General features: G+C 65.1%; 22 protein-coding genes and 2 tRNA genes. 13 read left to right on the top strand and 11 right to left on the bottom strand.

Annotated elements, in window-relative coordinates; translation table 11 throughout:
- Positions 1-90: 90 nt before the first annotated feature.
- From EXZ48_RS07620 to EXZ48_RS07590, 7 genes are all read right to left on the bottom strand, one after another.
- Complete coding sequence (locus EXZ48_RS07620) at positions 91-1,236, bottom strand: slipin family protein (RefSeq protein WP_130515104.1); 1,146 nt, start codon at positions 1,234-1,236, stop codon at positions 91-93.
- Positions 1,237-1,678: 442 nt separating this feature from the next.
- Positions 1,679-1,755, bottom strand: a tRNA-Asn gene (locus EXZ48_RS07615).
- Positions 1,750-1,823: transfer RNA gene (locus EXZ48_RS07610), tRNA-OTHER, on the bottom strand. The genes EXZ48_RS07615 and EXZ48_RS07610 overlap by 6 nt, the downstream gene beginning before the upstream one ends.
- Positions 1,824-2,078: 255 nt before the next feature.
- Positions 2,079-3,560, bottom strand: a complete 1,482-nt coding sequence (gene gatA, locus EXZ48_RS07605; RefSeq protein ID WP_050743062.1) for an Asp-tRNA(Asn)/Glu-tRNA(Gln) amidotransferase subunit GatA — start codon at positions 3,558-3,560, stop codon at positions 2,079-2,081.
- Positions 3,561-3,578: 18 nt separating this feature from the next.
- Positions 3,579-4,043 (bottom strand): GNAT family N-acetyltransferase, encoded by a 465-nt coding sequence (locus EXZ48_RS07600; protein ID WP_130515103.1) that lies wholly within the window; start codon positions 4,041-4,043, stop codon positions 3,579-3,581.
- A gap of 3 nt (positions 4,044-4,046) precedes the next feature.
- Positions 4,047-4,334 (bottom strand): Asp-tRNA(Asn)/Glu-tRNA(Gln) amidotransferase subunit GatC, encoded by a 288-nt coding sequence (gene gatC / locus EXZ48_RS07595; protein ID WP_130515101.1) that lies wholly within the window; start codon positions 4,332-4,334, stop codon positions 4,047-4,049.
- Between the two features lie 104 nt (positions 4,335-4,438).
- On the bottom strand, positions 4,439-5,143 hold the full coding sequence (locus EXZ48_RS07590; protein WP_050743060.1) for a metal-dependent hydrolase: 705 nt from the start codon (positions 5,141-5,143) through the stop codon (positions 4,439-4,441).
- Between the two features lie 117 nt (positions 5,144-5,260).
- On the opposite strand from EXZ48_RS07590, the gene EXZ48_RS07585 reads away from it, so the two are divergent.
- Together EXZ48_RS07585 and ruvX are read left to right on the top strand one after the other, a co-directional pair.
- The gene (locus EXZ48_RS07585) at positions 5,261-5,557 is read left to right on the top strand and encodes an alkylphosphonate utilization protein (protein WP_130515099.1); all 297 of its coding nucleotides are present in this window, start codon (positions 5,261-5,263) and stop codon (positions 5,555-5,557) included.
- Between the two features lie 11 nt (positions 5,558-5,568).
- Entirely contained in the window at positions 5,569-6,054 is a 486-nt protein-coding gene (gene ruvX / locus EXZ48_RS07580; RefSeq protein ID WP_050743059.1) for a Holliday junction resolvase RuvX, read from the top strand.
- Here ruvX and EXZ48_RS07575 read toward each other — a convergent pair.
- Positions 6,000-6,326, bottom strand: a complete 327-nt coding sequence (locus EXZ48_RS07575) for a DUF6105 family protein (protein WP_130515097.1) — start codon at positions 6,324-6,326, stop codon at positions 6,000-6,002. The two genes, ruvX and EXZ48_RS07575, sit on opposite strands and share 55 nt — an antisense overlap.
- Positions 6,323-6,454, bottom strand: coding sequence for a hypothetical protein (locus EXZ48_RS35765; RefSeq protein WP_023512779.1), 132 nt, complete (start codon positions 6,452-6,454; stop codon positions 6,323-6,325). The genes EXZ48_RS07575 and EXZ48_RS35765 overlap by 4 nt, the downstream gene beginning before the upstream one ends.
- A gap of 208 nt (positions 6,455-6,662) precedes the next feature.
- On the opposite strand from EXZ48_RS35765, the gene EXZ48_RS07570 reads away from it, so the two are divergent.
- Positions 6,663-7,598, top strand: coding sequence for an AEC family transporter (locus EXZ48_RS07570; RefSeq protein ID WP_130515095.1), 936 nt, complete (start codon positions 6,663-6,665; stop codon positions 7,596-7,598).
- Here the strand turns inward: EXZ48_RS07570 and EXZ48_RS07565 are convergent.
- Positions 7,580-9,232, bottom strand: a complete 1,653-nt coding sequence (locus EXZ48_RS07565; RefSeq protein ID WP_023512781.1) for an acyl-CoA dehydrogenase family protein — start codon at positions 9,230-9,232, stop codon at positions 7,580-7,582. The genes EXZ48_RS07570 and EXZ48_RS07565 overlap by 19 nt on opposite strands.
- Positions 9,233-9,403: 171 nt before the next feature.
- On the opposite strand from EXZ48_RS07565, the gene EXZ48_RS07560 reads away from it, so the two are divergent.
- The 4 genes from EXZ48_RS07560 (at position 9,404) to dprA (ending at position 13,499) form a co-directional block, all read left to right on the top strand.
- Positions 9,404-10,345, top strand: coding sequence for an aspartate carbamoyltransferase catalytic subunit (locus EXZ48_RS07560; protein ID WP_023512782.1), 942 nt, complete (start codon positions 9,404-9,406; stop codon positions 10,343-10,345).
- Positions 10,342-11,634 carry a dihydroorotase gene (locus EXZ48_RS07555; protein WP_023512783.1) on the top strand — a complete coding sequence of 431 codons (1,293 nt, stop codon included), beginning with the start codon at positions 10,342-10,344 and terminating at the stop codon, positions 11,632-11,634. The genes EXZ48_RS07560 and EXZ48_RS07555 overlap by 4 nt, the downstream gene beginning before the upstream one ends.
- A gap of 105 nt (positions 11,635-11,739) precedes the next feature.
- On the top strand, positions 11,740-12,345 hold the full coding sequence (gene plsY, locus EXZ48_RS07550; RefSeq protein ID WP_088016403.1) for a glycerol-3-phosphate 1-O-acyltransferase PlsY: 606 nt from the start codon (positions 11,740-11,742) through the stop codon (positions 12,343-12,345).
- A gap of 2 nt (positions 12,346-12,347) precedes the next feature.
- The gene (dprA, locus tag EXZ48_RS07545) at positions 12,348-13,499 is read left to right on the top strand and encodes a DNA-processing protein DprA (RefSeq protein ID WP_130515094.1); all 1,152 of its coding nucleotides are present in this window, start codon (positions 12,348-12,350) and stop codon (positions 13,497-13,499) included.
- Here the strand turns inward: dprA and EXZ48_RS07540 are convergent.
- On the bottom strand, positions 13,431-13,685 hold the full coding sequence (locus tag EXZ48_RS07540; RefSeq protein WP_130515092.1) for a hypothetical protein: 255 nt from the start codon (positions 13,683-13,685) through the stop codon (positions 13,431-13,433). The two genes, dprA and EXZ48_RS07540, sit on opposite strands and share 69 nt — an antisense overlap.
- Before the next feature lie 260 nt (positions 13,686-13,945).
- On the opposite strand from EXZ48_RS07540, the gene topA reads away from it, so the two are divergent.
- The 6 genes from topA (at position 13,946) to rpmG (ending at position 21,613) form a co-directional block, all read left to right on the top strand.
- The gene (gene topA / locus EXZ48_RS07535) at positions 13,946-16,594 is read left to right on the top strand and encodes a type I DNA topoisomerase (RefSeq protein ID WP_023512787.1); all 2,649 of its coding nucleotides are present in this window, start codon (positions 13,946-13,948) and stop codon (positions 16,592-16,594) included.
- A gap of 4 nt (positions 16,595-16,598) precedes the next feature.
- On the top strand, positions 16,599-18,950 hold the full coding sequence (gene rnr / locus EXZ48_RS07530) for a ribonuclease R (RefSeq protein WP_130515090.1): 2,352 nt from the start codon (positions 16,599-16,601) through the stop codon (positions 18,948-18,950).
- Positions 18,951-19,018: 68 nt separating this feature from the next.
- Positions 19,019-19,495, top strand: a complete 477-nt coding sequence (locus EXZ48_RS07525; RefSeq protein WP_130515088.1) for a DUF983 domain-containing protein — start codon at positions 19,019-19,021, stop codon at positions 19,493-19,495.
- The gene (locus tag EXZ48_RS07520) at positions 19,492-20,154 is read left to right on the top strand and encodes an NUDIX hydrolase (RefSeq protein WP_023512790.1); all 663 of its coding nucleotides are present in this window, start codon (positions 19,492-19,494) and stop codon (positions 20,152-20,154) included. The genes EXZ48_RS07525 and EXZ48_RS07520 overlap by 4 nt, the downstream gene beginning before the upstream one ends.
- 13 nt (positions 20,155-20,167) lie before the next feature.
- On the top strand, positions 20,168-21,352 hold the full coding sequence (locus EXZ48_RS07515) for an MFS transporter (RefSeq protein WP_130515086.1): 1,185 nt from the start codon (positions 20,168-20,170) through the stop codon (positions 21,350-21,352).
- A 93-nt stretch (positions 21,353-21,445) separates the two neighbouring features.
- Positions 21,446-21,613 carry a 50S ribosomal protein L33 gene (rpmG, locus tag EXZ48_RS07510; RefSeq protein WP_023512792.1) on the top strand — a complete coding sequence of 56 codons (168 nt, stop codon included), beginning with the start codon at positions 21,446-21,448 and terminating at the stop codon, positions 21,611-21,613.
- Positions 21,614-22,044 lie beyond the last annotated feature (431 nt).

Here is a 22,044-nt window from a genome sequence, read left to right as displayed (position 1 = left end):
GAGACGAAGGACTATCCACGGAGATGATGGAGAGAGGGAAGCGAATACCCGCCGAAACGGAACCGCCCGGCCTTCCGGCCGGGCGATCCCCTACTTGTCGCGAAGCTGGACGAGGTCGTTCATCAGGCCCGCCGTTCCGTTGTGGATCGTCAGGCGCTCGACCTTGCCGGCGATGGCCTCCAGCGCTTCCAGCTCCTTCAGCCGCAGCATGACCGGGTTCTCCGCCATCACCTTCGCCGTGTTGAGGAGCGAACGGGTGGCGTTCGTCTCCTCGCGGCGGCGAATGACATTGGCCTCGGCCTGCTTTTCAGCGGCGACAACCTGGTTGAGGATGTCGCGCATCTCGCCCGGCAGGATCACGTCCTTGAGCTCGATGGCCGAGACCTCGACCCCGATCGCCGCCATGTCGGTGCGAACCTTCTCGGCCGCCTCCGCATGGACCGTCCCCTTGCGCTCAAGGATCTGGTCGAGCGTCAGCGTGCCGAGCGTCTGGCGGAAGGCGAACTGCAGCGCCCGGTAGAGGGCATCCGCAAAATCCTTGACCTCCGAGACGGCCTTCAGCGGTTCGACGACGCGGTATTCGGCAGCGATGTTCACCCGGATCGTGACCTTGTCGCGGGTGAGCAGCTCCTGACCGGTGACGTCGAGCGACTGGCGCTTGAGATCGACCACGCGCACCTGGATCGTCCGGCCGACATTCCAGAAGGCGTGGACACCCGGCTCCAGCATGCGCTGGTGCGTTCCGTCGATGACAAGCAGGCCGACCTGCCCGTCATTGACCAGGAAGGCCGTGACGAGTTCCAGGCGACGCGCCCGCGTCAACCGGCGCATCAGCTCCGGATCGACATCGAGCCCGCCGGCCAGGTCGACACGCGTCTCCGTCCACGGACCTGCCGCGTTCCAGACCACAAGCTTCTGGTTCGGTGCAAGAACGGCGTGAAGCTCACCGTCACGTTCGACGACAGCCACCTCGCGGGCATTCGTGCGAAAGACCGTCAGCTCGCGCTGCGCGACCGCCGGGAGCCCATCGAACAACGGCTTCTCGTAGGCCGAGACGAAGGTCGGCCGGTTCACGTCGTGACGTTCCAGCTCCAGCATGCCACGGCGGTTCGGCAGGCTGTGTTCACCCGCGCCGAATATGCCGAGGACTTCTCCCCTGTAGAGGGCGAGCACCCGTTCGTTTGCCTTCACGAGGACGCGTGTGCGCCCCAGGATCGTATCGAGAAATATCGTCATCGTTCTGCTCCTTCGGTCATACGCTACGTCATGAACCGATCGTCCTTTCGTCGTTGGTTTCTGTTGGCATCGGCGGCGGGATGGTGCGGACCACAAACACGGTTCCGGTTCCGTTTCCCTTGCCAGTTCCCGGTGAGCCCCTTTTCGCCCGGGGAACCTGCGGGCGGGGTATGTTTCAACAGGCATGATCCGGGAACCGGCTGACGGCCATCGGCGGCGGGTTTTCGGGAGAGGGCCGCGCGGCCTTCAAGCGGGCTTGGATGCCGCGGCACCCTTGCCGGCCGGAAGGCGGCTTGACCGTCACCGCGAACCGGACCGCGAATGTCCGGCGTCGGGTTTTCCACAAACGCGCCTTTCGGCCCACTTGCGGTCTACCGTCCGCAGTCCGGTCCCCGGACCGGAGGTAAGACAGCTTGGAAGGCTGTCGCTGATTTTGAGTCAGCGCTTTGGAGAAGGATTCGAACCTTCCACAGTCAGAGTAACAATCTGATGCTCTACCACTGAGCTATCCAATGGAGCAGACAACGGGAATCGAACCCGCGACCTCCGGAGGAACATCCGGTGCTCTACCGCTGAGCTAGGTCCGCAATACCAGTCTTCTCGGTGCGGCATCCGTACACGGCGACGGCAGGGCCGCCTCGCGCGGGAGGAGCGGAAAACTCCATCCGTTGACATCCGCACCGGCTGAACGACCGGGACGGCGCGTTTATTCTCGACTTCGGAAGGGATCAAGCAAAAAAGACGCGGACACGCCTGTCGTAACGGCAGGTGTTGCCGTTACGACACGATCTGGCGATTGAAACCGTACGCCCGCAGTGCAGGCAGAAGGGGCTGAAGGCCCCTTACCACCACCTGGCCGGCGTGAAGCGGCCGGCGGCCTTTTCGATGACATGCGCCGTCTTGAAGAGGACCTCCTCCTCGAAGGGCTTGCCAATGAGCTGGAGGCTGAGGGGCAGGCCCTTGTGGTCGAGACCGGCGGGCACGGAAAGGCCCGGCAGGCCGGCCATGTTCACCGTGACGGTAAAAATGTCCTGCAGGTACATCTTGACCGGGTCGGATGCGAGATCCTCGTCGGCGATGCCAAAGGCGGAGGACGGCGTCGCCGGGGTCAGGATCGCGTCAACACCGGCGTTGAAGGCGAGCTCAAAGTCGCGCTTGATCAGCGTGCGAACCTTCTGCGCCTGGAGGTAGTAGGCGTCGTAGTACCCGGCCGACAGCACGTAGGTGCCGATCATGATGCGGCGCTTGACCTCCTGGCCGAAACCGGCAGCGCGCGTCTTCTCGTACATGTCGACGATGTCCTTGCCGTCGACGCGCAGGCCGTAGCGCACGCCGTCATAGCGGGCGAGGTTCGACGAGGCTTCGGCGGGCGCAACGATGTAATAGGCCGGCAGCGCGTACTTGGTGTGCGGCAGGGAAATGTCGACGATCTCGGCACCGGCCTCCTTCAGCCAGGCGATGCCCTGCTGCCAGAGCGCCTCGATCTCCTCCGGCATGCCCTCGACACGGTATTCGCGCGGGATGCCGATACGCATGCCCTTCAGCGACTGGCCGAGCGCGGCTTCGTAGTCCGGCACCGGCAGATCGACGGAGGTGGTATCCTTGGCGTCGACGCTTGCCATGGACTTCAAGAGGATCGCCGCATCGCGCACGTCGCGGGCGATCGGGCCGGCCTGGTCGAGCGAGGAGGCGAAGGCGACGATGCCCCAGCGCGAGCAGCGGCCATAGGTCGGCTTGATGCCGACGGTGCCGGTGAAGGCGGCGGGCTGACGGATCGAGCCGCCGGTGTCCGTCGCCGTCGCACCGGCGCACAGGAACGCGGCAACGGCCGCGGCCGAACCACCGGACGAACCGCCCGGGACGAGATCGGCGTTGGATCCGTTCGCGCGCCACGGGTTCTTGACCACGCCGTAATAGGAACTCTCGTTGGAGGAGCCCATCGCGAACTCGTCCATGTTCAGCTTGCCGAGCATGACGGCGCCATCGGCCCACAGGTTCCCGGTGACCGTCGATTCGTATTCCGGCCTGAAGCCGTCGAGGATGTGGCTGCAGGCCTGGGTATGCACGCCCTCGGTCGCAAACAGGTCCTTGATGCCGAGCGGGATGCCCTCAAGCGCACCTGCCTTGCCGGCGGCGATGCGGCCATCGGAGGCCTTCGCCATATCGCGCGCCTTTTCCGGCGTCACGGCGACATAGGCGTTGATGACAGGGTTCGCCGCCTCGATCGCGCCGAGATAGGCGTCCGTCAGCTCGACGGCGGTGATCTCCTTGGCGCCGAGCTTTTCGCGGGCTTCGGCAATGGTCAGGCGGGTCAGATCGGTCATGGGTGCGGTCACTTCGGGTCAGGCAGCAGGAAGCTGCTTTTGATAGAATATGGAATAGGGTGAATCCGGATAGTCGAGCACGGGGCCGCAGCGGGTGAACCCGGCCTTCTCGTAGATCGCCCAGGCAGCCGGGTGCTGGTCGCCTGTTTCGAGCACGAGCGTTTCCAGCTTCTCCCGTTCGGCGGCAGCCTGGATCTCGCCAAGGATGCGCCGGCCGATGCCCTGCCCCTGCCAGTCCGGCCGGGTGAACATGCGCTTCACCTCGCCCACCGCCGCGGAATGGCGCTTCAGCGCACCGCAGCCGACGACGGTTCCCTCGTCACGGGCGATCCAGACCGTCACGGCCGGCTCGGCCATCTGCTCGACGGTCAGGTGGTAGCAGGCCTCCGGCGGCGAGAGCGCGAGCAGCACGATGTTCAGTTCGGCGACCAGCGCGCGAACCTCATCGCTAAGCGGGCTCTCGATGGCGAGGGTGACGGCCAAGGATTACTCCATCACCTTCGGAACCTGGAAGAAATTACGGTCGGTGGCCGGCGCATTGGCAACGATGGCATCCGCCTTGTTGCCGTCATTGACGACATCCTCGCGCTTCTTCATCTCCATCGGCGTGACGGAGGTCATCGGCTCGACGCCGTCGACATTGACTTCGGACAATTGCTCGACAAAGCCGAGGATGCCGTTCAGCTCGCCGGTCATGCGGTTTGCCTCTTCCTCGCTGACGGCGATGCGGGCAAGACGCGCGACGCGCTTCACGGTGGCTAGATCTACGGACATGGGTGGTCTCCGCTCAGAAATTTCTACCCGCTATACTGACCAAGCCCAAGGGGCGCAACGGGGGAATGGTCCCTTCCACGCCCCCTCGCCCGTTTTCCGGCCGCTCAGCGCGAGACGACACCGCCGGCGCCCGGCACCTCGATCTTGGCCGAAGCACCGTCCATCGCCTGCACGAAGAGGTCGGCCGTCGGCGCGATGATGCCGAAGGAACCGTAGTGGCAGGGGATGACCGTATCGAAATTGAAGAAGCGCTGGCAAGCGAGCGCGGCGACGGCGCCGCCCATGGTGAAGCGGTCGCCGATCGGCACAAGGCCGATTTCCGGCTGGTGCAATTCGTGGATCAGCGCCATGTCGGAGAAGATGTCGGTATCGCCCATGTGATAGAGCGCCGGCTCGTCTTCGAAATGCAGCACAAGGCCATTGGCGTTGCCGAGCGAATGGGAGACACCGTCCTCGGTGATCTGCGCGGAGGAATGCAGCGCATTGACGAAGGTGGTGGAGAAACCGTCGAAATGCACGGTGCCGCCGGTGTTGCCCATATCGACCTTCTCCACGCCCTTGGCGCCGAGCCAGGCGGCAAGGTCCGCGTTGGCGAGCACGGTCGCGCCGGTCTCCTTCGCGATCTGGATCGTATCGCCGACATGGTCGCCGTGGCCGTGGGTCAGCAGGACATGGGTGAGGCCCGCCACAGCGTCCTTGCGGGTGGCCTCGTCGAACGCGGGATTGCCGGTGAAGAACGGGTCGATCAGGATTCTGGCTTTCGCCGTTTCGATCCGGAAGGCGGAGTGGCCGAGCCAGGTGATTTTCATGCTTGTTCTCCCGTTGGGGTCCTTGGCGCAATATAGAACCGACGAAGGCCGTTTCCATCCATCGCCGGATCGTTATAAGCGTGGCTTTCGAGATGGAGCAACATGCAAGGAGCCGTCATGAGCGACGACGACTATATCTATGACGAAGCAACCGGCGAATGGCGGCCGGCATCCGAAATCGCCGCGGAAAAGGCCGCCCGGAGCCAGGTGCGGGACGCCAGCGGCACCGCGCTTGCGGATGGCGATTCGGTCGTGCTCATCAAGGACCTGAAGGTGAAGGGTGCCGGCCAGACCCTGAAGCAGGGTACGGTGATCCGGTCCATCCGCCTCACCGACAATCCGGACGAGATCGACTGCCGGCACGAGACGATCAAGGGTCTGGTCCTGCGCACGGAATTCGTGCGCAAGCGCTGAGAGGCTACCCCATGGCGACGCTGACACTGGAAGACCTGGCCGAAACCCTCGCCCCCGGCCAGCCGATCGCCGGCCTCGACCTCGGCACCAAGACCATCGGACTTTCGGTGTCCGATCTCGGCCGTCGGCTGGCGACGCCGCGACCGGTGCTGAAGCGCGTGAAGTTCACCCAGGATGCCGAGTTGCTGCTCGCCTTCGCGGCGAAGGAGAAGGTCGTCGCCTTCGTCATCGGCCTGCCCATGAACATGGACGGCAGTGCCGGGCCGCGCGTCCAGGCGACGCGCGCCTTCGTGCGCTCCATGGCCGACAAGACGGACATCCCCTTCGTCTTCTGGGACGAACGGCTGTCGACGGTGGCGGCGGAGCGCACGCTGATCGAGATGGACGTGTCGCGCAAGAAGCGCGCCGAACGCATCGATTCGGCGGCCGCCTCCTTCATTCTTCAGGGGGCGCTCGACAGGCTTTCGTCCCTGGCAAGGGCGGCGGACGCCGACTGACGGCGCGCCTGCCACCAGGCAAAAATCTTCTTGCGGCGCCGGAAGGCGATGAGGCCCAGCACCAGGAAGCTGTCCACGACGATGGCGCGCAGCACCAGTGGCGGCAGGTCTTCCGGCGGAATGCCGAGGATATGGCCGTAGATCTGGAACACCAGGTCATGCGCATCGCGCGTCAGCATGAAGATGCCGAAGCTCATGTCGTAGTAGGAAAGCCCGTACCAGCTGCCGAGCAGCGCGATCGGGCCGGCCCAGAGGATCAGGAACCACTTCATGCCACCCTCCTCTTCGGCGCGAGAAGATCGCCGGTTGCAAAGACGATCTCGCTGACCGCCACGCCCGTGGCGATGACGAGGAGCGGGACGACGATATCCACCGCCGCAAAACAAAACAGGGTCGTCATGACCGAAATCCGGGCCGTTCTGGCCATAGGCTGCACTCGCTCGCATGGTTAACACCAGGTAAACGGAACCTTCGCCCGTTAACTCTGTGCACGCAACGTAAACCCTCCATTAAGGTTAATTTCCACACGGGCCGCACGGCAGCGCAGGCTTGCAAGCCTGCGCAAGGCGTGGAATGAGCAGCCACCATTCCTCGCCCGCCCGGTTCCCATGCTCGCCATCTTCGAAAGCATTCTCCCCGTCTTCCTGCTCGTTGTGCTCGGGGTCTTCCTCAAGCGCTGGCGGCTGATCGACCGCGACATGTGGAACGGGCTCGAGCAGCTCGGCTTCTTCGTGCTGTTTCCCTGCCTGCTCTTCACGACGCTCGCCAAGGCGGAATTCTCGGGCATCGCAGCCGGCAGCGTGGCGCTCGGCTCCATCGGCTCGGTGACGCTCATCGCAGCGATTCTGGCGCTCTCCTGGCCGCTTTTTCGCGCCGCGCAGGTTTCAGGCGCGTCGTTTACTTCGGTTTTCCAGACCTCGACACGCTGGAACGCCTTCATCGCACTCGCCATCGGTGAAAAACTTTACGGCCCGGGCAGCCTTGCCCTCGTCGCCCTCGTGGCGACGCTGATCATCATTCCCCTGAATTTCTACAATATCGCCGTTCTCGTCTGGTTCGGCGGCGGCACGCGCAGCCTGAAGACCTTCGCCCAGAAAATCGTCACCAACCCGATGATCATCGGCTCGGTGCTCGGTGTCGCCGTCAACCTTCTGGAAATCCCGATCTACGCGCCGCTGATGCAGGCGACGGAACTCGTCGCGGACACCTCGCTCAGCCTTGGCCTCATCATGGTCGGCGCCGGGCTGAAGCTGGCCGATGCGCTGAAACCCCGGCCGCTGGCGCTGCTGCCGGTCGCCCTGAAGCTCCTGTTCATGCCGCTGGTCATGACGGCGGCGGCCTATGCGCTCGGCATGCGCGGCGAGCCGCTCCTGACGATCGCCATGGGGGCGAGCGTGCCGACAGCGATGAACGGTTACGTGCTGGCCAAGCAGATGGGCGGCGACGCGCCGCTCTATGCCGCCGTCGCCACGCTGCAAACGATCGCCTCGTTCTTCACGATCCCGGTCGTATTGGCGGCAACCTCCTATCTTGCCGGCGGATAGAGCAGGTCGACGATGTAGGCCGAATCGAAGCGCGAATCGAGCATGCCGTAGGTCGAGCGCCAGCCCGAGGCGAGGCGCGTTTCGAGGAAGGCATCGGCGATGCGCCCGGCACCGGCGCGGTAGAGTTCGGCCGCGGCAGCGGCGAGCGCCAGCTGCTCCACGAGCATGCGGGCCGCTCCCTCGTCGCGCTCGCAGAGCGAGAGCGCCGCACGCAGCACGTCGACCGTCTTCTTGCCAGCCGGACCGAGATCGCGGGCAAGCCCGGCAAACAGCATCTCGAACAGGTCCCTGCCCCGGCTGGTGACGCGCATCAGATCGAGCGCCATGACGTTGCCCGAGCCTTCCCAGATCGCATTGACCGGCGCCTCGCGGTAATGCCGCGCGATCGGCCGCTCCTCGACATAGCCGCTGCCGCCGATGCACTCCATCGCTTCGTAGATCAGGGCGGGCGCGATCTTGCAGCACCAGTATTTCGTCACGGGCGTCATGATACGGGCGTAAGCAGCGTCCTCGGCGCTGTCGCGCGCCTTGTCGAAGGCCTCCGCCAGGCGCAGGGAGAGCGCGGTCGCGCCCGCAACGTCGAGCGCCATGTCGGCGAGCACGCGCGTCATAATCGGCTGGGCGACCAGCGGTTTGCCGAAGACGCTGCGGCCGCGCGTATGGTGCACCGCTTCGGCGAGCGAGGCGCGCATGATGCCGGACGAGGCCAGCGCACAGTCAAGCCGCGTCAGGGTCACCATGTCGAGGATGGTGCGGATGCCGGCATCGGGCGTGCCAAGCAGGAAGCCGAACGTTTCGGAGAACTCGACTTCCGAGGAAGCGTTGGAGCGGTTGCCGATCTTGTCCTTCAGGCGCTGGAAGCGCAGGCCGTTGCTGGAGCCGTCCTCCAGCAGGCGCGGCACGAGGAAGCAGCCGACTCCCTCGCGGGTCTGGGCGAGCATGACGAACCCGTCGCTCATCGGTGCCGACATGAACCATTTGTGGCCGGAGAGCCGGTAGATGCCCTCGCCGACGCGCTCGGCGGTGGAGGTGTTGGCGCGCACATCCGTGCCGCCCTGCTTTTCCGTCATGCCCATGCCGATAGTGACGGCACTCTTCTGCATGGCGGGCTTGTTCGTGCTGTCATATTTGCGCGACAGGATCTTCCGGCCCCATTCGCGCTGCACCTGCGGCGAGACGGACAGGGCCGCGACCGAGGCGCTCGTCATGGTCAGCGGGCAGAGATGGCCGCATTCGAGCTGAGCGGTCAGGTAGAAGCGCACGGCACGCGCCTTGTGCGCCCTGCCCTTCTCCTCCGGCACATTCTCCCAGAGCGAGGAATGCAGGCCGCTCGCCATGGAGCGGCGCATCAACGCGTGCCAGGCGGGATGATAATCGACGACGTCGAGGCGCTCGCCACGCGGGCCGTGGGTGCGCAGCTGCGGCACGCCCTCGTTCGCCATGCGGGCGAGCTCCTGCGCTTCCGGCGAGGTCACGTAGCGGCCGATCGCGTCGAACTCGTCGCGCAGCCCCTTGGGCATGGCGTCGGTTGCATCGACCAGCAGCGGGTCGGAGCGATAGGCATTGATGCCCGACCAGAGCGGCGGCTGGTTGAGATCGGCGAGTTTCTGTTCGGTCGTCTTGTCGCGAGTCATGAGCGGGTTCTAGCCCAAGTCGCGGCGGGGCGAAACGGGGCCGTGCGGTTGCCGGCGCGCTCGGCTTCACAAAAGCGTGGGAATGCGCGGCCTTGCCGCCGCTTCGCCTTGCCGCGGGGGAACCGACACTCTATAGACCCCGCGTATCCACGACAGTTGAGGCGGAGTTTCATGGACTTCTTTCCGCATCGCCACCTTCTCGGCATCAAGGGTTTGACCGAGCAGGAGATCACACACCTGCTCGACCGCGCCGACGAGGCGGTGAAAATCTCCCGGCAAAGGGAGAAGAAAACGTCGACCCTCCGGGGCCTGACACAGATCAACCTGTTCTTCGAAGCCTCCACCCGCACGCAATCCTCCTTCGAGCTTGCCGGCAAACGCCTTGGCGCCGACGTGATGAACATGTCAGTCGGCAATTCCTCGGTGAAGAAGGGCGAAACGCTGATCGACACGGCGATGACGCTGAACGCCATGCACCCGGACGTGCTGGTCGTGCGCCATTCCTCCGCCGGCGCCGCCGCGCTTCTCGCACAAAAAGTCTCCTGTTCGGTGGTCAATGCCGGCGACGGTCAGCACGAGCATCCGACGCAGGCCCTGCTCGACGCGCTGACCATCCGCCGCGCCAAGGGCAAGCTCTCGCGCATCATCGTCGCCATCTGCGGAGACGTACTGCATTCGCGCGTCGCCCGCTCGAACATCCTGCTGCTCAACGCCATGGGTGCCCGCGTGCGCGTCGTGGCGCCCGCAACGCTGCTGCCGTCGGGCATCGCCGACATGGGCGCTGAGGTCTACCATTCGATGGCCGAAGGCCTGAAGGATGCCGATGTCGTGATGATGCTGCGCCTGCAGCGCGAACGCATGTCCGGCGCCTTCGTGCCGTCGGTGCGCGAATATTTCCACTATTACGGGCTCGATGCGGAAAAGCTGAAGGCAGCGAAGGAGGATGCGCTCGTCATGCATCCCGGACCGATGAACCGCGGCGTGGAGATCGCCTCCGAGATCGCCGACGGGCCGCAGAGCGTCATCGAGCAGCAGGTCGAGATGGGCGTTGCCGTCCGCATGGCCGTGATGGAAACGCTTCTTGTTTCGCAGAACCAGGGTGTTCGCGCATGACCCGCACCACCGTCCTGAAGAACCTCCGCATCCTCGACCCCTCCCGCAACCTCGATGAAATGGGCTCCATCGTCATCGAGAACGGCAAGATCGCCGCCATCGGCAGCGGCGCGCAGAACCAGGGCGCGCCCGAGGGCGCCGAAATCGTCGATGGCCGCGGCCTCATCGCCGCTCCCGGCCTTGTCGATGCCCGCGTCTTCGTCGGTGAGCCCGGCGCCGAGCACCGCGAGACGATCGAATCGGCCTCGCGCGCCGCGGCGGCCGGTGGCGTCACCACCTTCATCACCATGCCGGACACCGATCCCGTCATCGACGACATCGCGCTTGTCGAATTCGTGCTGAAGAACGCCCGCGACAAGGCGATCGTCAATATCCATCCGGCCGCAGCCCTCACCAAGGGCCTTGCAGGCGAAGAGATGACCGAGTTCGGCCTCCTGAAGGATGCCGGCGCCGTCGCCTTCACCAATGGCCGCAACCCGCTGCACAATGCGCAGGTGCTGCGCCGGGCGATGACCTATGCCCGCGAATTCGGCAGCGTCATCGCGCTCGAAACCCGCGACAAACATCTCGGTGCCGGCGGCGTGATGAACGAGGGGCTGCTCGCCAGCTGGCTCGGCCTTTCCGGTAGCCCGCGCGAGGCCGAACTGATCCCGCTCGAACGGGACCTGCGCATCGCCGGCCTGACGCGTGGCAAGTACCATGCCGCACAGATCTCCGTGCCGGAATCGGCCGAGGCCGTGAAGACCGCCAGGGAACGCGGTGCAAACGTCACCTGTGGCGCCTCGATCAACCACCTGACGCTGAACGAGAACGACATCGGCGAATACCGCACCTTCTTCAAGCTCTCCCCGCCGCTGCGCGGGGAGGACGACCGCAAGGCCATGGTCGATGCGCTCGCCCGCGGCGAGATCGACATCATCGTCTCCTCGCACGATCCGCAGGACGTCGACACCAAGCGCCTGCCCTTCGCGGATGCCGCCGACGGCGCGATCGGCCTCGAGACCATGCTGGCGGCAGCGCTCCGGTTGCACCACAGCGGCGAGGTTCCGCTGATGCGGCTCCTCGATGCGCTCTCGACGCGCCCGGCGCAGATCTTCGGCCTCGACGCCGGCACGCTTGCGCCCGGTGCACGCGCCGACATCGTGCTGATCGACCCCGACGAGCCGTGGCTTGCCACCAAGGACCGCTTCGTCTCGCGCTCGAAGAATACGCCCTTCGAAGATGCCCGCTTTACGGGACGCGCGATTAGCACCTATGTTGCCGGAAAACGGGTCTATTCGCTGGACTGAAAGGGACGTCGGTCCAGCGAGCCCATGGGTGGACGCTCAGGCCAAGCCAGAGGATCCACCACCATGGATGCAGAATAACGGAACGGGGGAACTGACGTGTCCGACATCTTCACCTGGCAGCTCGGCGCCTTGCCGACGCTCGCCGCCCTCGCCTTCGGCTACCTTCTCGGTTCCATTCCCTTCGGCCTGATCCTCACCCGCATGGCCGGTCTCGGCGACGTGCGCCAGATCGGCTCCGGCAATATCGGCGCGACGAACGTCCTGCGCACAGGCAACAAGAAGCTTGCCGCGGCCACCCTGCTGCTCGATGCCCTCAAAGGCACCGCTGCCACCGCCATCGCGTCGCGCTGGGGGCTCGATGCCGGCCTTGCGGCAGGCTTTGCCGCCTTTCTCGGCCATCTCTTTCCCGTCTGGCTCGGCTTCAAGGGCGGCAAGGGGGTCGCGACCTATGTCGGGCTGCTGCTCGGCCTCGTGCCCGTCATGCTCGCGGTCTTTGCCGTCGTCTGGATCGGCCTTGCCTATCTGACGCGCTATTCGTCACTCTCGGCCCTGGTTGCAACTGCCGTATCTCCGGTTGTATTGTGGTTCCTCGGTCACGAGAAGGTGGCGGTCCTCTTCCTGCTGCTGACGCTCATCACCTGGTGGAAACACAGTGCCAACATCAGTCGTCTCCTGAACGGCACGGAAAGCAAAATCGGCAGCAAGGGATAGCGATGGACGACCACAGCGCAAGGACACGAGGAATTGCGCTGACGGAACGACAGAGGATCGCCTGGCTGCGCCTCATCCGCAGCGACAATGTCGGGCCGGTCACCTTTCGCGAGCTCATCAATCACTTCGGCAGCGCGGAAACGGCGCTGGAGATGGTGCCGGAACTCTCGCGCCGTGGCGGCGCTTCGCGCGCCATCCGCGTCGCCAGCCAGGCGGAGGCCGAGCGCGAACTCGCCATTGCCGACCGGCACGGCGCCGCCTTTGTCGGCATCGGCGAACCCGACTATCCCTTTCTCCTGCGCCAGATCGACGGCGCGCGGCCGCTGCTCGCCGTCAAGGGCAACCGGGCTGTCGCGGCGGCACCGGCCGTCGGCATCGTCGGCGCGCGGAACGCGTCTCTCTCGGGTACCAAGTTCGCCGGCCTGCTGGCACGCGAGATCGGGAGGGCGGGTTACACGATCGTTTCGGGCCTTGCCCGCGGCATCGATACGGCCGCCCATCGCGCCAGCCTCGACACCGGCACCGTCGCGGCCATGGCAGGCGGTCTCGACAAGCCCTATCCGCCGGAAAATATCGGCCTTCTTGCCGAACTCACCGAGGGGCACGGCCTTGCCATCAGCGAAATGCCCTTCGGCTGGGAGCCGCGGGCGCGGGATTTTCCGCGCCGCAACCGGCTGATCGCCGGCATGTCACTCGGCTTGGTGGTGGTGGAGGCGGCAGTGCGCTCCGGCTCGCTGATCACCGCGCGCAATGCGGCGGATTTCGGCCGGCTGGTCTTCGCCGTGCCGGGCTCCCCGCTCGATCCGCGCTGCGAGGGCACGAACGGCCTCCTGAAGGATGGGGCGACGATCACCACGACGCCGGAGGATGTGCTGGAAAGCCTGCGCCCGCTGTCCGAGCCCGACCTTTTCACTCCCCGCCCCGGCGCCGGCGAACCCGCAGAGGACACGCCGCCCGCGCTGCGTCTGCCGCCGGGCGACGGCGAACGGGAACGCATCACCGATGCATTGAGCCAGGTACCGGCCGAAATCGACGAGATCATCCGCCATACCGGCATCACCGCGGCAACCGTCTATCTCGTTCTTCTAGAGCTTGATCTTGCCGGCCGGCTTCAACGGCATGCCGATGGCCGGGTCTCGATGACCCCGGACTGAAAGTGGCCGCAGGCCAGCCAGAATGTCCCCCGCCTCCACATAGGCCATCTCGATCAGATAGCCCAGCATGTCCGCCCCCTCGGTGTTCACGACCGTGCGCAGCTCGCCCAGCATCTGCCGGGTGTAGGCAAGGTTCTCCTCTGCGGTATGGGGCGGGAGGGCGGACTTGGCTGGTTTCGGGTTCATAGCGCTTCCGTTGCATCTACATTTCGGAATCACCGTCAGGTTGCAATTCCTAGACCTAGGAAAAGATACAACGATTATTCATAATTGCAATCTCCGATTAATCTCGCCATGGTTGTATCGCGTTGCATCCCACTAATTTCACCCCTACCTCTTGACCGGAACGCTTTGTCTGTTCATGTCGAGACACGACTTTTCGGCGCAAGGCGCCCGTTTCGCCGCGCTTCCAAGGGTGCGGCGCCCGTACTCAGAGAAAAATGACGATGAATGTTGTAGTTGTGGAATCGCCTGCCAAGGCCAAGACGATCAACAAGTATCTCGGCCCCGGCTACACGGTGCTCGCCTCCTTTGGCCACGTGCGCGATCTGCCCGCCAAGGACGGCTCCGTGCGCCCGGACGAAGACTTCGAGATGTCCTGGGAAGTGGACAGCGCCTCGGCCAAGCGTATGAAGGACATTGCAGACGCGGTGAAATCCTCCGACGGCCTCATTCTCGCGACCGACCCGGATCGCGAAGGCGAAGCCATCTCCTGGCACGTACTCGACGTCCTGAAGAAGAAGCGTGTCATCGGCGACAAACCGGTCAAGCGCGTCGTCTTCAACGCCATCACCAAGTCGGCCGTGCTCGACGCCATGCGCAACCCGCGCGACATCGACATCGCGCTGGTCGATGCCTATCTCGCCCGCCGTGCCCTCGATTATCTCGTCGGCTTCAACCTCTCGCCGGTTCTCTGGCGCAAGCTGCCGGGCGCCCGCTCGGCCGGCCGCGTCCAGTCGGTGGCGCTGCGCCTCGTCTGCGACCGGGAATCCGAAATCGAGCGTTTCGTCTCGGAGGAATACTGGAACCTCTCCGCCCTCCTGAAGACGCCGCGCGGCGACGAATTCGAGGCGCGCCTCGTTTCGGCCGAAGGAAAGCGTCTCCAGCCAAAGGCGATCGGCAACGGCGAGGAGGCGAACCGCCTCAAGGCGCTGCTCGACGGGGCGGCCTACCGCGTCGAAAGCGTCGAGGCCAAGCCCACCAAGCGCAATCCCTCGCCGCCCTTCACCACCTCCACCCTGCAGCAGGCCGCCTCCTCCAAGCTCGGCTTCTCCGCCTCCCGCACCATGCAGGTGGCGCAGAAGCTCTATGAGGGCATCGACATCGGCGGCGAGACGGTCGGTCTCATCACCTACATGCGTACCGACGGCGTGCAGATGGCGCCGGAGGCGATCGACGCCGCCCGCAAGGCCGTTGGCGAGCAGTTCGGCGCACGCTATGTGCCGGAAAAGGCCCGCATCTACTCCACCAAGGCGAAGAACGCCCAGGAGGCCCACGAGGCGATCCGCCCGACCTCCTTCGACCGCACACCCGACCAGGTGAAGCGCTATCTCGATCCGGACCAGCTGAAACTCTACGATCTCGTCTGGAAGCGCGGCATCGCCAGCCAGATGGCCTCGGCCGAGATCGAGCGCACGACGGTCGAGATCGAGGCGGACAACGGCGGGCGCAAGGCAGGCCTGCGCGCCACCGGCTCGGTCATCCGCTTCGACGGCTTCATCGCCGCCTATACCGACCAGAAGGAAGATGGCGAACAGTCGGACGACGGTGACGACGACGGCCGCCTGCCGGAGATCAACGCCAACGAGACGGTCGCCAAGCAGAAGGTGAATGCCAGCCAGCACTTCACCGAGCCGCCGCCGCGCTACTCGGAAGCCTCGCTCATCAAGAAGATGGAAGAGCTCGGCATCGGTCGTCCGTCGACCTATGCCGCAACGCTTGCGACGCTGCGCGACCGCGAATACATCATCATCGACAAGCGCAAGCTGATCCCGGAGGCCAAGGGTCGCCTCGTCACGGCCTTCCTCGAGAGCTTCTTCACCCGCTATGTCGAATACGACTTCACCGCCGGCCTTGAAGAAAAGCTCGACAAGATCTCGGCCGGCGAACTCGACTGGAAGCAGGTTCTCCGCGATTTCTGGAAGGACTTCTTCGCGCAGATCGAGGACACGAAGGAACTGCGCGTCACCAACGTGCTCGATGCCCTCAACGAGGAGCTCGCCCCGCTCGTCTTCCCCAAGCGCGAGGACGGCAGCGATCCGCGGATCTGCCAAGTCTGTGGCACTGGCAAGCTCTCGCTGAAGCTCGGCAAGTTCGGCGCCTTCGTCGGCTGCTCGAACTATCCGGAATGCAACTTCACCCGTCAGCTTTCCGCCGACAACGGTTCGGATGCGGAGGCCGCGGCCTCCAACGAGCCGCAGAGCCTCGGCAAGGATCCGCATACGGGCGAAGAGATCACGCTGCGTAACGGCCGCTTCGGGCCGTATGTGCAGCGCGGTGACGGCAAGGAAGCCAAGCGCGCCAGCCTGCCCAAGGGCTGGACGCCGGCGAGCATCGATCACGAGAAGGCGCTCGCCCTGCTTTCGCTGCCGCGCGATATCGGCCAGCATCCGGAAACCGGCAAGATGATTTCCGCCGGCATCGGTCGCTACGGCCCGTTCCTGCTGCATGACGGCGGCTATGCGAACCTTGAAAGTGTCGAGGACGTGTTCTCGATCGGCCTCAACCGCGCCGTTTCTGTCATTGCCGACAAGCAGTCGAAGGGCCCCGGCGGCCGCTCGCGCGGCACGCCTGCGGCCTTGAAGACGCTCGGCGACCATCCGGACGGCGGCCCCATCACGGTGCGGGACGGCAAGTACGGCCCCTACGTGAACTGGGGCAAGGTCAACGCCACACTGCCCAAGGGCAAGGCCGCTGACAGCGTGACGCTGGAAGAGGCCCTCGTATTGATCGCCGACAAGGCCGGCAAGACGCCCGCCAAGGGCAAGGCCAAGGCGACGAAGACCACCAAGGCGGCGAAGTCGGACGATGCCAAGGCCGCAAAGCCGAAGGCAGCGCCCAAGGCCAAGACCGCAACCAAGGCAAAGAAGGCCTGACGGCATGACGAGAGAACCACGCGGCCGGGCAGGACGATCCATGCGGCCGGGCCGCGCGGGCCATGACCTGCCGCCGGCAGACGATACCCCGATTATCCATGGTGCCATCCCGCCGCGCGACGTGCTGCTGCGCTTCATCGCCGACCACCCGGAACAGGCCTCGAAGCGCGAGATCGCCAAGGCCTTCGGCTTGAAGGGCGAGGCGCGCGTCGAGCTGAAGGCGCTGCTGAAATCCTTCGAGGAAGACGGGTTTCTGGAAAAGCGCCGCAAGTCACTGGTGCGGCCCGGCGCCCTTCCTCCGGTCACCGTGCTCGACATCACCACGCGGGACGTCGATGGCGAACTGATCGGCCGCCCGGCGGAATGGCTCGACGATGCCGGCGTCGCGCCCGCCGTCTTGATCCGCCAGTCGGGCGGTGCGCGCAAGGACAAGGCGCCCGTTGCCGGGCTCGGCGACCGGGTGCTGGCCAAGATCTTCCCGGCGAAGGAGCGCGGCGGCCCGGCCTATACGGCGCGCATCATCAAGGTGCTCGACAAGAAGAAGAATTCCGGCATGGGCGTGTTCCGCTCCATGGCAGGCGGCGGCGGACGCATCATGCCGATCGACCGGCGCGGCGAGGAGATGGAGGTCGACGCGGACTTCACGGCAGGCGCCAAGGACGGCGACCTCGTCGAGATCGACGTCGTGCGTATGGGCCGCTATGGCCTGCCGCGTGCGCAGATCAAGGGCGTGGTCGGCTCCGTCGCCTCGGAAAAGGCGATCTCGATGATCGCCATCCACGCCCATGGCATTCCCTACATCTTCCCCGATGCCGTCATCCGCGAGGCGGAGGCCGCCGGGCCCGCCACCATGGCGCACCGCGAGGACTGGCGCAGCCTGCCGCTCATCACCATCGACCCGGCCGACGCCAAGGACCATGACGACGCCGTCTTCGCAGAGCCCGACCCGTCGCCCGACAATCCCGGCGGCGTGATCGTCACCGTCGCCATCGCCGATGTGAGCTACTATGTGCGGCCGAAATCGGCGCTCGACCGCGAGGCGCTGAAACGCGGCAACTCGGTCTATTTCCCGGATCGCGTCGTGCCCATGCTGCCGGAGCGCATCTCCAACGACCTCTGCTCGCTGAAGGAAGGCGTCGACCGCCCGGCGCTCGCCGTGCGCATGGTCTTCTCGCATGAGGGCCGCAAGGCGGGCCACACCTTCCACCGCATCATGATGAAGAGCGCGGCAAAGCTCTCCTACCAGCAGGCGCAGGCCGCCATCGACGGCGCACCCGACGACAAGACCGGCCCGATCCTCGAGACGATCCTGAAGCCGCTCTGGGAAGCCTACCGCATCACGACGGTCGGCCGGAACCGCCGCCAGCCGCTCGAACTCGACATGCCCGAACGCAAGATCCTCCTGAAGGAGGACGGCACGGTCGACCGCGTCGTCGTGCCGCCGCGGCTCGATGCGCACAAGCTCATCGAGGAGATGATGATCCAGGCCAACGTCGCGGCCGCCGAGACGCTGGAAAAGAAGAAGCAGGTCCTGATCTACCGCGTGCACGACGCGCCTTCGCTCGCCAAGCAGGAGGTGCTGCGCGAGTTCCTGCAGACGCTCGACATATCCCTGGTGAAGGGCGGCAACATGCGCTCCAACCATTTCAACGGCATCCTGGCGAAGGCCAAGGACAAGCCGTTCGAGCAGATGGTGAGCGAGATGGTGCTGCGCTCGCAGAGCCAGGCGATCTACAGCCCCGAAAACATCGGCCATTTCGGCCTGAACCTGATGAAATATGCCCATTTCACCTCACCGATCCGCCGCTATGCGGACCTCATCGTGCACCGGGCGCTGGTGGGCTCGCTCGGCCTTGGCGAGGGCGGCATCACGCCGGACGAGGAAGCGGTGCTCGACGATATCGCGGCCGAGATCTCGACCTTCGAGCGGCGCGCCATGGCGGCCGAGCGCGACACGGTCGACCGGTTGATCGCCCATCACCTGGCCGGGCGCATCGGCGAGGAATTCGACGGGCGTGTTTCGGGCGTCACCAAGGCGGGACTTTTTGTCACCCTGCCGGCATATGGTGCCGATGGTTTCGTGCCTATATCTATGCTCGGACGCGACTACTTCATCTACGACGAGGCGCATCAGGCCCTGTCCGGCGAAAAAACCGGGCTCGGCTATCGACTCGGCGACGAGGTGCGCGTCAAACTCGCGGAAGCGGTGCCGCTTGCCGGTTCGCTCCGGTTCGACATGATCAGCGAGGGACGCAAGATGCCGACGGCGGTGCGCTCCTTCCACAAGTCGGGCCGGCGCAAGGGCAGCGCCCCGCGGCACCAGCCGGGTACGCGCCCGCCCCGCGGCAGACGCTGAGCGGTATCGCGCCGCCCCCGGCGCGAAGAGAAATGGCCGGCGCGAAGTGCCGGCGGGAAGGACAGGACATGCAGGCGAACGAAACCAGCGGCAACACGCAGCATTTCGGCGACAGCCCGGCCGCCCGGCCGGTGGAGCGCCCGCTCGGCCGTGCCATCAAGCGCGGCATACTAAACCGCTGCCCCGCCTGCGGTTCCGGCCGCCTGTTCAAGTCCTTCGTCAAGCCCGTGGAAAACTGTGCCGCCTGCGGCGAGGACTACACGCACCAGCGTGCCGACGACCTGCCGCCCTATCTCGTCATCACCATCGTCGGTCATATCGTGGTCGGCGGCTACATGGCGACGGACCTCGTCTGGCCGCTCACCACCTGGCAGCACCTCGCCATCTGGACCCCGATCACGCTCATCCTGTCGCTCCTTCTGCTGCAGCCCATCAAGGGCGGCGCCATCGGCCTGCAATGGGCGCTGAAGATGCACGGCTTCGGCGACAAGCCGGAAGAGAGGGAAGTGGACACGGCGTCCGCCTACGGCGACCGGACGGCATGACACCCGTCCGACCCGTCGATGCAGCCTCGATCCTGCTTCTCGACCGGTCGGGCGAGCGCATGCGGGTGCTCGTCGGCCGGCGCAGCAGCAAGCATGTCTTCATGCCGGATGTCTATGTCTTTCCCGGTGGCCGGCGCGATGCGACGGACCGCCTCGTTCCCGTCTCCCATCCATTGAACCCGCTGGCCTGCGAACGGCTGGCGCTGCGCAGCGGCACCCGCTGCTCCGATTCGCGCCTGCGAGCGCTGGGCGTTGCCGCGTTGCGGGAACTCTACGAAGAGGCCGGTATTTCCGTCGGCACGTCGATCGAGGCTGCCTCACAAAACGCCCTGCCCTTCCGCCCCGACCTTTCCAACCTGCGTTTCCTTGCCCGCGCCATCACGCCGGCCGGCATGGTCCGGCGGTTCGATACGCGCTTCTTCGCGCTCTTTACCGACGAGGCGGGCATCGACCCCGCCGGCGCAACGGCGAGCCATGAGCTGGAAGACCTGCGCTGGGTGAATATTTTTGACCGCGGCGGCATCGAGATGCCCGACATAACCGTATTGATCCTTGAAGAGCTTCAAAAAAGCCTTCAGGAAGACAAGTCTCTGCCCTTCGGAAGAACCGTGCCGCTGTATCACACCCAGCGCGGGCGCTTCCTTCGGGACCTTCTTTGAGGATCGATCGCATATGACGCAGCCGCAATCCGGCACCTCGGGCCCGGTGGAGAGCATCCACTGGCGGTCTCTCTTTGCAGCCGTCGCCGCCATTTCCGCCGTCGGCATCGCCATCGGCCTCGGTCTTCCGCTGCTCTCCATCATCATGGAGAAGCGCGGCATTTCCCCCACCATGATCGGCATCAACTCTGCCATGGCCGGCGTCGCCGCCATGGCTGCCGCCCCCTTCACCACGCGCCTTGCGCATGCCTGGGGCACCTCGACGATCATGATCGCCGCCATCATTCTGGCGGCGATCAGCGGCCTCGGCTTCTACTACATCCAGAATTTCTGGCTGTGGTTCCCGCTTCGCCTGGTCTTCCACGGCGCGATCACCACGCTCTTCATCCTCTCCGAATTCTGGATCAACGCCGCTGCCCCGCCCCGCCGGCGCGGTCTCGTGCTGGGCATCTATGCCACGGTGCTGTCGCTCGGCTTCGCCGCCGGTCCCCTGCTCTTCTCGCTTCTGGGCAGCGACGGCGTGCTGCCCTTCACGGTGGGTGCCGCCATCATCCTTCTGGCCGCCGTTCCCATTTTCATCGCCCGCGGCGAAAGCCCTGATATCGACGAGAAGCCCGAGCTGCATTTCATGCGCTACATCCTTCTCGTACCGACGGCGACAGCGGCGGTCTTCATCTTCGGCGCGGTGGAGGTCGGCGGCCTTTCGCTCTTCCCCATCTACGCGACGCGGGCCGGCTTCAGCGAGCCGCAGGCCGCCCTGCTGCTGACCGTGATGGGTATCGGCAACATGGCGTTCCAGATCCCGCTCGGCATGCTTTCCGACCGCATGAAGGACCGCAGGCGCCTCCTGACGATCATGGCGGTCATCGGCCTCGTCGGCGCGCTCTGCCTGCCCCTCATCTCGCACAGCTGGGTGCTGATGGCGACCGTGCTGTTCCTGTGGGGCGGCTGCGTCGCCGGCCTCTACACGGTCGGCCTCAGCCACCTCGGCTCGCGCCTCGTCGGCGCGGACCTCGCGGCGGCCAATGCCGCCTTCATCTTCTGTTATGCCGTCGGCACCGTCGTCGGTCCGCAGGCCATCGGCGCGGCGATGGATGTTTCCGGCAATGACGGTTTTGCCTGGGCGATCGTCGGCTTCTTCGGGTTTTACCTCGTACTTTCTCTCGCCCGGATGGTTTTCCGGCCGAAACGGGGTTGACTTTTCGGGCGCGTTTTGTAGTTTCCGCCCAGATTTAAGCCGTAGAGCAGACTGGCTGTCCGCGGCTTCGTTTTTGATAAAGGCAGGACGACCATGGCCAAGGCTACCACCATCAAGATCAAGCTGCTGTCGACGGCCGACACCGGTTTCTTCTACGTGACCACGAAGAACAGCCGTACGATGACGGACAAGATGACCAAGACGAAGTACGACCCGGTCGTCAAGAAGCACGTCGAATTCAAGGAAACCAAGATCAAGTAATCTTGGGAGCCGCTTCGGTTCGCAAAGGCGCTGGACGGAAACGTCCGGCGCCTTTTCTTTTTGTCGGCAGCCTTCGTGTCGCCTGCCCCGAATCAAAAACGCCGCTCCCCTGAGGGAGCGGCGTTGAATGGGGGTCGGTCAGACACGACGACGGCACGAGGATTCCGTATTTGTCGTAGCTGACCGACCGACCCCACGACCCAGGAGATGCGGCGGACCTAGCATCATGGGGTAACCGGTTGTGCGGCCTCGTTTGCCGCGCATGAGTTGAGCATCGCGCGAAAAAGAAAAAAAATCAACGAATTCTTAACGCTCCCCCGCCGGCGCCTTGTCTCATAGTTAACCGCACCGAGGAGACGTGTACCATTGAGCAGCGGTTCCGTCATGGATCGCAACAATGGTTGGCAACGCCAATTTCAACCATTGCGAGA

Source organism: Shinella sp. JR1-6 (assembly GCF_004284735.1).
In the GTDB taxonomy this organism is placed as follows: domain Bacteria; phylum Pseudomonadota; class Alphaproteobacteria; order Rhizobiales; family Rhizobiaceae; genus Shinella.
The sequence above is the reverse complement of the archived record's forward strand: the minus strand, read 5'-3'. Positions and strand labels throughout refer to the sequence as shown.